Source organism: Anaeromassilibacillus sp. 1001302B_160321_C8 (assembly GCF_015554745.1).
Classification (GTDB): Bacteria; Bacillota; Clostridia; order Oscillospirales; family Acutalibacteraceae; genus Anaeromassilibacillus; species Anaeromassilibacillus stercoravium.
In genome coordinates this window covers 1-11,487 of record NZ_JADNJD010000031.1, presented here as the reverse complement: position 1 = coordinate 11,487, position 11,487 = coordinate 1, and the positions used below count along the sequence as shown (strand labels likewise).

At 57.1% G+C, this 11,487-nt stretch carries 4 protein-coding genes; all 4 read right to left on the bottom strand.

What is annotated here, in order from left to right:
- The coding region (locus tag I2E77_RS13385) for a glycerophosphodiester phosphodiesterase family protein (RefSeq protein WP_195451484.1) at nt 1-6,197 on the bottom strand (6,197 nt) is incomplete at its 3' end.
- A gap of 383 nt (nt 6,198-6,580) precedes the next feature.
- On the bottom strand, nt 6,581-8,494 hold the full coding sequence (locus I2E77_RS13380) for an ABC transporter ATP-binding protein (RefSeq protein ID WP_195451483.1): 1,914 nt from the start codon (nt 8,492-8,494) through the stop codon (nt 6,581-6,583).
- Complete coding sequence (locus I2E77_RS13375) at nt 8,484-10,232, bottom strand: ABC transporter ATP-binding protein (RefSeq protein ID WP_191406003.1); 1,749 nt, start codon at nt 10,230-10,232, stop codon at nt 8,484-8,486. Before I2E77_RS13375 ends, I2E77_RS13380 begins: the two co-directional genes overlap by 11 nt.
- Before the next feature lie 80 nt (nt 10,233-10,312).
- Nucleotides 10,313-10,783, bottom strand: coding sequence for a MarR family winged helix-turn-helix transcriptional regulator (locus tag I2E77_RS13370; protein WP_172749780.1), 471 nt, complete (start codon nt 10,781-10,783; stop codon nt 10,313-10,315).
- Between the last annotated feature and the right edge of the window lie 704 nt (nt 10,784-11,487).

The following is an 11,487-nucleotide window of genomic DNA, read 5'->3' as shown; positions in this document are numbered from 1 at the left end:
TACTCGGCAGCGTCAAAGCTGTCTTCCGCAATGGCTTCGCTGTTCACGGTGACGCCTGCGATCTCGCGGCCTTCCACGCTGGGCGTGAAGGTCAGCTCGAGCGCATCGTCCGCCATCACGACGTCTTTATATGTGCCGATCAGGTTGGCAATCGTCTGGCTCTCGCCGCCGATGCTCAGCTCCACCGTGTTCGGGAAGGTGACCGTCAGCATGTGCTCGCTCGGCTCACCATCGACGGTGATGGTGACCGGCGCGGTGTAGAGGTCATACGTCTTATCGTTCATCTGGGAATCCACGCGCAGGGTCACGGTAGCGGTGCCCGCCTTGAGGCCCGTGATGGTGTTGCCGGATACGTCGATGCAATCTTCGCCGTCCAGCACCACGATTTCCGGCGTATCGTAGGTGACAATGTCATGGACGTTCGTTTCGCCGGTTGCCTTCAGGGAGATGGATTCGCCCGTACCGACGGTGTACGCATCCTGCTCCGCTTCAGCGCCAAAGACATAATCCATGGCCCAGTTTGCATAGTTGGTGGTCAAGCCGTTGATGCCGTGGTCGATGGCCCAATCAAAGGCGCTGCGGTTGTTGTAAGTCCACGGCCACAAGGTCATGCCGCGGCCCTGCATCTGCTCCACAAACATCTCGTTGTGGATCGCCGCGTAGGAGGGGTTGAAAGTCGTATTCATCGGCAGGACCTGGTTGAGTGCTTTGCTTACGGTCTCCATGGGGTTGTCTGCATTGACTCTGCCCACGCCGCTGAGGTAGCCGAGGGAAAGGGTCGGCAGCTCTTCCAGTGCAATCGGCACGCTCTTCGCGTTAAAGGTGATCGCGCACACCTGGTCTTCCAGACCATATTCCTTGACCAGATCCAGGGCGGCTTTTTCAATGCCATCCGAGTTATCCTTCAGTTCCAGGAACAGGACGACGTCCTTGCCCTGCATGTATTCCAGCTGCTCGCGGAGCGTGGGGATCTGCTCGCCCGCGAATTCCGGCCCATAGTAGGAGCCCGCATCCAGCAGTTTGATCTGCTCCAGGGTGAGGTCCTTCGGACGGCAGTTCTCACGGGTCACGCCGTTGGTGAACACGCTGTCCGGAATCTTTGTATTGGTGAGGATGTCGGTGGTACGGGCAAAGGTATCGTCGTGGAGGATGATGACCTCGCCGTCCTTCGTGAGGTATACGTCGTTTTCAAACATCTGCGCGCCGAAATCTTCAAACGCCATGATATAGCCTGCCATGGTGTTTTCCGGGGCGTTGGCGGGAGTGCCGCGGTGCCCGATGATGAAGGAGCGGCGCGTGATGGTGCGGTCCGTAAAGATCTCCGCAAGGTTGCCCATCTGCTCCGGCTCGCCGGTGATCACGCCGTTTGCACCGGACTGGATGGCCTTAAACTGGCCAACTACGGTGTCGTCCGAGAGCACCCAGACGGACATCAGGCGGCGCTGCATTTCTTCGACGATCTCCTTCGTCGCAGCGGACTGCCGGATGATGATGTTCTTCGCCTTTGCGACGTTGGTGTTGCCCACCGCCTCATAAGCGTCTTCCAGCGTCAGGGTTTCCTGATCCAAAATCAAGCTTGCGCGGGTGGTGGTCGCCTGATCGCGGAAGGAGCGCAGCAGGTCGCGGTCCGTGCTGGCCACCTGCAAATCGACCAGATTGTTTTCCTCAATATAGGCTGCCAATGCGTTTGCTGCATCCGCATCGTCCAGCTCCAGCAGCAGGATCAGCTTGCCATAGAGCTTGTCGATCACATCTGCCAAGCTGCCCAGGCGGGTTTCGCCGCTGTAGCAGACCAATTCGCCGTCTTCCAGCTCGACCTTGAGCATCACGCTGCTGGTCACGTCGTCGTTGATCAGCGCATCCGCATCGTCCAGGCTGGCGAGGCTGTCTGCAATGACCGTCGGGGCGGATACCAGGTTTTCATTCAAGGTTTTGACCGGCGCATAGCCCTCCATCAGTTGCCCTTCAACGGTGATGGTGACCGGCGCGGTGTAGAGGTCATACGTCTTATCGTTCATCTGGGAATCCACGCGCAGGGTCACGGTAGCGGTGCCCGCCTTGAGGCCCGTGATGGTGTTGCCGGAAACATTGATGCAATCTTCGCCGTCCAGCACCACGATCTCCGGTGTGTCGTAGGTGACAACGTCGTGGATGTTTGTTTCGCCGGTTGCCTTCAGGGAGATGGATTCGCCCGCATTGACGGTGTACGCATCCTGCTCCGCCTCAGCGCCAAAGACATAATCCATGGCCCAGTTTGCATAGTTGGTGGTCAAGCCGTTGATGCCGTGATCGATGGCCCAGTCAAAGGCGCTGCGGTCATTATAGGTCCACGGCCACAAGGTCATGCCGCGGCCCTGCATCTGCTCGATGAACATCTCGTTGTGGATGGCTCCGTAAGAGGGGTTGAAGGTCGTGTTCATGGGCAGGACCTGGTTGAGCGCTTTGCGCACTGTCACCATCGGGTTATTGGTGTCCACGCTGCCCACGCCGCTGAGGTAGCCGAGGGAAAGGGTCGGCATCTCGTCGAGCGCAATCGGCACGCTCTTCGCGTTAAAGGTAATTGCACACACCTGGTCTTCCAGGCCATATTCCTTGACCAGATCCATGCATGCCTTTTCAATGCCGTCGGAAGCGTCCTTCAGCTCGAGGAACATCACCACATCTTTGCCGATCATGTATTCCAGATGTTCGCGGAGCGTGGGGATCTGCTCGCCTACGAACTCCGGCCCATAGTAGGAGCCCGCGTCCAGCAGTTTGATCTGATCGAGTGTCAGATCCTTCGGGCGGCAGTTCTGGCGGGTCACGCCGTTGGTGAACACGCTGTCCGGAATCTTTGTATTGGTGAGGATATCGGTGGTACGGGCGAAGGTATCGTCGTGGAGGATGATGACCTCGCCGTCCTTCGTGAGGTATACATCGTTTTCAAACATCTGTGCGCCAAAGTCCTCATAGGCCATGATAAAGCTCGCCATGGTGTTCTCCGGTGCGTTGCCGGGGGTGCCGCGGTGCCCGATGATGAAGGAGCGGCGCGTGATGGTGCGGCCGGTAAAGATCTCCGCAAGGTTGCCGAGCTGCTCCGGCTCGCCGGTGATCACGCCGTTTGCACCGGACTGGATGGCCTTAAACTGGCCAACTACGGTGTCGTCCGAGAGCACCCAGACGGACATCAGGCGGCGCTGCATTTCTTCGACGATCTCCTTCGTCGCAGCGGACTGGCGGATGATGATGTTCTTTGCCTTTGCAATGTTGGTGTTGCCCACCGCCTCATAAGCGTCTTCCAGCGTCAGAGTTTCCTGATCCAAAATCAAGCTTGCGCGGGTGGTGGTTGCCTGGTCGCGGAAGGAGCGCAGCAGGTCGCGGTCCGTGCTGGCCACCTGCAAATCTTCCAGCTTGTTCTCGTCGATATAGGCTGCCAATGCGTTTGCCGTATCCGCATCGTCCAGCTCCAGCAGCAGGATCAGCTTGCCATAGAGCTTGCCGATCACATCTGCGAAGCTGCCCAGGCGGGTTTCGCCGCTGTAGCAGACCAATTCGCCGTCTTCCAACTCGACCTTGAGCATCACGCTGCTGGTCACGTCGTCGTTGATCAGCGCATCCGCATCGTCCAGGCTGGCGAGGTTGTCCACAATGACCGTCGGGGCGGATACCAGGTTTTCATTCAAGGTTTTGACCTGTGCATAATTGTTTTCCGGCTTCGGGAGCTCCGGCAGCGGTTCCGGATTCAGACGGACCGTCAGGTTGTCGAAGCGCACCGTCACATTGTTGGACTGCAGGCCGATGTCGCCCGCAGTAAGGTCGGTTGCCTTATCCGTAAAGATCAGCTCTTCGCCGTCGATCCACTGCTTCACGCGCTCGCCGGTGATGGTGAGCTTCAGGTGATGCGTGGCGCCGTATTCCATCTTCTCGTCAAAGGATGCGGTTTCACGGACATCCCAGGAACCGCTGGCCGTCATGGCGGCAAACTCCACGCCGTTCGTCGCGGTGGAATCCTGGCGCACGGCAAACTGGTAATACGGACGGTCCTCGTTCTGGATGCGGTACATGATCGAGGCCCAGCGCGCGGAGTCGCTTGCCGCCATAAAGGTCATATCCGCCTCGATGGTGTAGTCCGTCACGCCTTCCGGCATGGGGACGATAAAGCGGGTGCTTGGCTGCATTTCCAGGAAATGGTTGCCGCCCTCTTCCTTGATTTCGTATCCGCCGCCGATCTGTTTCCAATCCGCCGGCAGGGTTCCGTCTTCAAAGTCAACGTTCATGAACACGTCGTCGGTTTCATCCGCACGCACCCAAACCAGGATGCTGTCGGACGCGCCGTCGATCGTCGCGGTTACGGTGGCGACGCCTTCGCCAACGCCGACGAACTGCCCATTCTCAATTTTTACTACAGACTCGTCGGAGGAGGCCAGGGCCATCCCTTCGGAGTCGCCGGAGAGGACCTGATTTTCCAGGAGCTCATCCACAGCGTCGAACTTCAGCGCGGATACCGGGACGCTCTGCCCGACCACGCCTGTATAGATGCTCTGCTTATCCTGTACATGCAGTTCCGTGATCGCCGGTTCCCGGTCGGATGGGGTGACCTCGATCTCCTTTGTGAACAAGCGGTTCGCCACGATCACCGAGATGGTGGCCTTGCCGGTGTTCAGGGAGCGGATGGTGCCATCCTCCAGGATGCGCAGCACGGCCGGGTCGCTGGAATAGACCTTTGCGTCCTTCCTGTCCACTGCGATGGTCGCGCCATTGGAGCATGCCGCAGAAATTTTCATCTCCGGCAGAACCGAAAGCTGCTCGATGCTGTCCGGCAGGCCCTCCACGTTGAGCGTGTCGATGTCCAGGCGGCGGATGACGAGGTTGTCAAACGTGGCTTTCATCTGGTCCACCTGCAAGCCGAAGCGGCCGCGCGCCTGCAAATCGCTCTCCATGGTGGCCGGGCGGGAGGTTCCCAGGTGCTCATAGGTATTGACGCTGTGGTCAAAGCGCTCTTCCTCTTTCGAGCCGGTGCGCACATGGGTGAGGTTCTGGCCCAGCGCCGCGATCGAGAGATGGTACGTATCGCCAACCGTCAGCGCCTGGGCCTCGCTGGTGCCGTTTGTGTTGACAAACGCGGTGGGCCAGGTATTGTCCGTGCCCTTCATGGAGATCTCTCCTGCACCGTTCAGGCGGTTTGTGAAATGGTAGTATCCAAAGCCGTTGTCCTGCGGGGCGCGGTAGAAGGCGGAAAGCCAACGGCCCGTATTGACCGCGTCCTCAAAGGTGACGTCCAGGTCATAGGTGAAGTGATCGCCCAGGGCGGGGAGGGCGATGCGGCGCTCGATTTCCCCGCTGCGGGAGAAGTCGGCCACAAGCTTGCCGTCCTGCACGGACCAGCCGGTCTCCTGGCCTTCCGCCGGGGTAAAGCCCTCCGGCAGTTCCCCGTTCGCTACATCGTCAAAATTCTGCTGGTAGATGACGCCGTCGTCGGTGTTTTCCACCACTTCGGTGGAAAGGCTCATATTGCCAAACCCGGCGGTGTCGTTCCAGAAGCTGGTGCGGTCATTGGTCTCCCAGAGCAGATAATCCACTTCGCCGGAACCATGGGAGGCGTTTTTGTTATCCACACCGATGTCAAATCCAAAGTCCTTTTGCAGATAGGGGTCGATCCCCAGGCTGTCCCACGGCACTGCAATTTCCGCAGTCCAACCGTTGTCCGTATCGGACGTGGCAGCCAGGATATTGCGGCTCAGTTCTTCGCGGGCTTCCTGCGAGGCAACGACGCCGCCGCCAAAGAGGATATAGGGGTCGAACGCGTCGTCGGGGTTATAGCCGACGCCGATCTGCCAGTCGTTCTCCGTATAGGGAGAACTCTTGTGGTTGGTCTTGTCGAAGAACAGGTTGACCACGTCGCCCTCCATCCAGGCGCTGCCTGCGATGCGGTCGGTATCGTTTTCCACCTGTACCGCGACATACAGATACTGATAATCCCACAGGACGTCAAACGACGCGCTGTGCTCCGTCCCACCATGCAGAGGCTTTTCCATCGCATGCTGCATGGACCAGACGGAGTCGCCCAACTGCCCGTCGATGACCGGCATAGCGCTGACCATCCGGGGCTCCAACTGGGCGGTCTCCTGCTGGGCTGCATACGCCACCGGCAGGCCGCCCATCGCAGCCGTTATCTGGGTGGCCGCCAGCAGGGCGCAGAGTGCCTTTTTCACATTCATTCGGTTCCCTCCAAATCTTACTGTATCGTTTGCCTACATTCGTACGAAAGAAAGCCTACAACATCTCTGTTGGAAGGAAATAAAAACCATGTTAATTTTCATTTAATTGTTATTGTAAAAAATTTTACATAAAGTTGTCGAATTAGCCTTCCTATTGCGAAAGGATGTTCGTTATTATGCCTAATAATCAGTCGCGTCATATCGGATTGTTTCGGCATCCTCCCGAGGACACCGGCGCAGGCCAGGCTGCTTCCCGGCAACGCCCGCCGGGCAAAACGAAAAAGGCGCGGCCCCGCCGCCCGGTTTTCCCGGGAAACAGCGGGGCCGCGCCCCTTTTCGATCCGATGGTTTTCTCTGCACCTCGCCCAGAGCGGCGAAGCGGGTTAATCCAGCTCCAATGCGCCTGTATACAATTGATAATAGGTGCCCTTGAGCTTGATCAGGTCTTCGTGGGTGCCGCGCTCGATGATGCGGCCGTGATCCAAAACCATGATCGCGTCGGCATTCTGCACGGTGGACAGGCGGTGCGCAATGACAAAGGTCGTGCGGCCGGTCATCAACGCATCCATGCCGCGCTGCACAATCGCCTCGGTGTGGGTGTCGATCGAACTCGTCGCCTCGTCCAAAATCATGACAGGCGGGTCGGCGACCGCCGCGCGGGCAATGGCCAGCAGCTGGCGCTGGCCCTGGCTGAGGTTCGCGCCGTTGCCGGTCAGCATGGTGTTATAGCCTTCGGGCAAGCGGCGGATGAAGTCGTCCGCACCGGCCAGCTTCGCGGCCGCGATGCACTCGTCGTCGTGGGCGTTGAGGTTGCCGTAGCGGATGTTTTCCATCACGGTGCCGGTGAAGAGGTTGGTATCCTGCAACACGATGCCGAGGCTGTGGCGCAGGTCCGCCTTCTTGATCTTATTGATATTGATATCGTCGTAGCGGATCTTGCCATCCGCGATGTCGTAGAAGCGGTTGATCAGGTTGGTGATCGTCGTCTTCCCTGCGCCGGTCGACCCAACAAAGGCGACCTTCTGGCCCGGCTTTGCATACAGCGAGATGTTATGCAGCACCGTCTTGCCCGGCTCATAGGCAAAGTCGACGTCGTAGAAGCGGACGTCGCCGCGCATGCGTGTGTAGGTGACCGTGCCGTCGTGGTGGGGATGCTTCCACGCCCAGACGTTGGTGCGCTCCGGGTATTCCTCCAGGGTGCCGTCGGCGTTCTCACGGGCGTTGACCAGCGTGACATAGCCGTCGTCGGTCTCGGGTTCCTCGTCCAGCAGGGCGAAGATGCGGTGCGCACCGGCCAGGCCCATAACGACCATGTTGACCTGGTTGGACACCTGGCCGATGGCGCCGGCAAACTGCTTGGTCATGTTCAGGAAGGGCACGACAATACTGATGCTGAATGCCATGCCGGAAATGCTGAAGTTGGGCGCGCCGTTCAACAGCAGGGCGCCGCCCACCAGCGCGACAATCACATACATAACATTGCCGATGTTTGCCAACAGCGGCATCAGGATATTCGCATAGCGGTGGGCCTTTTCCGCGTTGTCAAACAACTCGTCGTTGACCTTATCGAAATCCTCTTTGGCGCCTTCCTCATGGCAGAAGACCTTGATGACCTTCTGGCCGTTCATCATTTCCTCCATAAAGCCCTCGGTGCGGGCGATGGCTTCCTGCTGCTTGAGGAAGTAGCGGGAGGAATGGCCGCTGACGTAGCGGGTGACGAAAAACATGATGATGACGCCCGCAACGACGACCAGGGCCAGCCAAATGCTGTAATAGACCATGATGCCGAAAACGGTCAGCAACGTAATCGCGGAGATCAAGGTCTGCGGGAAGCTCTGGCTGATCATCTGGCGCAGCGTATCGATATCGTTGGTGTAATAACTCATGATATCGCCGTGGTTATGGGTATCGAAATAGCGGATGGGAAGGTCCTGCATATGGTCAAACATCTTTTCACGCAGCTTGGCCAAGGTTCCCTGGGTGATCGTAGCCATCATCTGGGTGTACAATACACCGGCAATCAAGCTGATGATATACATGGTAACCAAAATTGCCAGCAGGCTGAAAATACGGCCCGAAGCCGAAGCCCAGTCACCGGTCTGGAAGGTATCCTCCACAACGGCGATGACGTTCTGCATAAAGACGGAAGGCATGGAGCTGACGACTGCGTTGATAATAATGCAGACCAGCGTGAGCGGCAGCATCACTGGGAAAAAGCGGAAGATGGTGCGGACCAAGCGGCGGAACACGCCCTTTGGCGCGCGGCGGCCCCGTGCAGTGCTGGTGTTATTGGGCATCCTTCTCACCTCCTGCTCTGTTCTGCGAACGATAGATGTCTCGGTAAACCTCATTGGTTGCCATCAGTTCCTCGTGGTTGCCGATAGCCTTGATGCAGCCGCCTTCCATAACAATGATGCGGTCGGCATCCTGCACGCTGGCAACACGCTGGGCGATGATGATCTTGGTGGTCTCCGGGATAAACTCGCGGAAGCCTTTGCGGATCAGCGCATCCGTACGGGTATCGACAGCGCTGGTGGAATCGTCCAGGATTAAGATCTTGGGCTTTTTCAGAAGCGCGCGGGCGATGCACAAACGCTGCTTCTGGCCGCCGGATACGTTCGTACCGCCCTGTTCGATCCATGTATCGTATTTATCGGGGAACTGCTGGATGAACTCGTCGGCCTGGGCCAAACGGCAGGCCTCTTCCATCTCGGCGTCGGTGGCGTTGGGGTTGCCCCAGCGCAGGTTGTCTTTGATCGTGCCGGAGAACAGGACGTTCTTTTGCAGCACCACAGCCACCTGGTTGCGCAGGGCCTCCAGGTCGTACTTGCGCACGTCAACGCCGCCAACGCGGACGCTGCCTTCGGTCACGTCATATAGGCGGGGGATCAGCTGGACCAGGGACGACTTGGACGAACCGGTGCCGCCCAGGATGCCGATGACCTCGCCCGACTTGATGTGCAGGTTGATATCGGCCAGCGCCATGCGGTCGGCCTTTTCGGAATACTTAAAGCTGACGTTATCGAAATCGACGGACCCGTCCTTGACCTCGGTCAAAGCGTTTTCCGGGCTTCTCAGCGAGCTTTCTTCGCTGAGCACCTCGACGATACGTTCGGCGGATTCAATCGACATGGTAATCATCACGAATACCATGGACAGCATCATCAAGCTCATCAAAATCTGGAAGCTGTACGTCAGCATAGAGGACATCTGGCCAACATTGAGGGCCAGGCCACGGCTGGTGATAACGGCGTAAGAACCGTAGGACAACACAAAGACCATGCCGGCATAGACGCAGAACTGCATCATGGGGTTGTTGATGGCCATAATCCGCTCGGCGCGGGTGAAATCCTTCCGGACGTCTTCGGCCGCAACACCGAACTTTTTCTTCTCATAGTCCTCGCGCACATAGGACTTCACGACGCGCATGGCCTGTACATTCTCCTGAACCGAATCGTTCAGCGCGTCGTACTTGCGGAAGACGCGGCGGAACAGCGGCGTCACGGCGCGGATGACCAGCACCAAGCCGATGGCCAGCAGAGGGATGGTGACCAGGAAGATCATGGCCAGGCGCCCGCCCATAATAAAGCCCATGGCGAACGAGAAGATCAGCATCAACGGGCAGCGGATGGCGATGCGGATAATCATCATATAGGCCATCTGCACGTTGGTGATGTCGGTCGTCAGACGGGTAACCAGGCTGGACACCGAGAATTTGTCGATGTTTTGGAACGAATAATCCTGAATTTTGTAGAACATATCTTTGCGCAGATTACGCGCAAAACCGGCCGATGCGGTCGCACAGGTCGAACCGGCCAATCCGCCGAAGATCAGCGAAACAATCGCCATGATGATCAGTGCCAGGCCATACTTGACAATGACGTCCATGGAGCAGCCGGCCTGCATCTGGTTGACCAGATTGGCGATCACGAAGGGGATCGCGCATTCCAAGATGACCTCCACTGTGACCAGCAGAGGCGTCAGAATGGAAGCCTTTTTGTACTCGCGGATACTGCGGGCCAAGACTTTTATCATTTTAGACATTCCTCCTTTTCCCTTGTTCGGATGTGTCAAGTTGCACGTCTGTTTGTTGTGGTTACGAACTTTTTCTTTCCTTAGTGCGTTGTGTCGGCGGGTGGGCAAGAAACGGTTTGATTCTCCCAGTTGTCCAGATTCCGCGACATCTGCGCTGCCATTTCTTTAAACAGCTGCACCTGTCCGTCTGAAAGCCCCCGTGTCAACATGCGTTCCGTCTCACGCAGGCACGCGCGCACCTGGGCGTCCAATTCCGCTGCACGTTCGGTTGGGACCAGGCTTTTCAGCCGGGCGTCGCTGGCAACGCTTTCCCGCCGGATAATGCCCTTTTTCTCCATCAACTGTAAAATACCAGTTGCTGTCGAACGGCTGAGACTAAACACTCTTTCCACGTCGCGCTGAAAGACCGGGGTTTCTTGGTAATGGGCCAGAATATAGTAGATTACCCGGCTTTGTACTGCCGTAATGTCCAGATCCCACAGCGTTGCATTCAGGCGCTTCTTGACTTTGTGCGACAGCAGGTTGATCCATGCGCCGCAGTCCTTTTCCACTTCCGTCTCACAACCTTTCGCAAAACCTTCCATTTATTTAGTTTGGACACGAACAATATAGTACCCCATTTTTTTTATGATGTCAACCCCTCAAATCCGAATATTTTATACAAGGTTTCAAGCAAAATCCGGGTGGTTTTCTCTCTTTTTCATGCCCATCCGTTAAAAGTAGGGGTTTCCCTAAGTCTGGGAGAAAAGACGATCGCCAAACGTTTTAATAGGCTCAAAATGTCCACTTCGGTACAAATTATTTTACCGCTCCAATTGGGTTAACATCCCTTTCGACCCAAAGGCACACAGTGCCTTTCGCGGACGCACGGCGTCTTTCGCGCCTACGGCGTTCCCTACGAAAGCAAGCTGCAAGGAGTTTGTTTTCCGCTCCATATGGGAAGGCCCTACAGAGGCAAGCAAAAATTTTCATACAGGCAAAAATTACAGTTCCACCACATGTGAGAAATAGAAGCATCAAATACAGAAGGACCCAATCCCGGGAGTTCCAGGATTGGGTCCTTGCTGTTTATTAGGGAAAAGCCTTCCCTTTTATTTTATTGTTTCCGATCTGCCAATCAGACGCACAACATTTGTCTACGAAAGCACTTACGCAATCGTCACGGTACAATGTTTCACAGCGTTCTGGCCCGGCAGGGTGGTGTAAACGCCCGTGCTCTGGCCCGGCGTGCCGATGGCATAGACTCTGTAGTAGT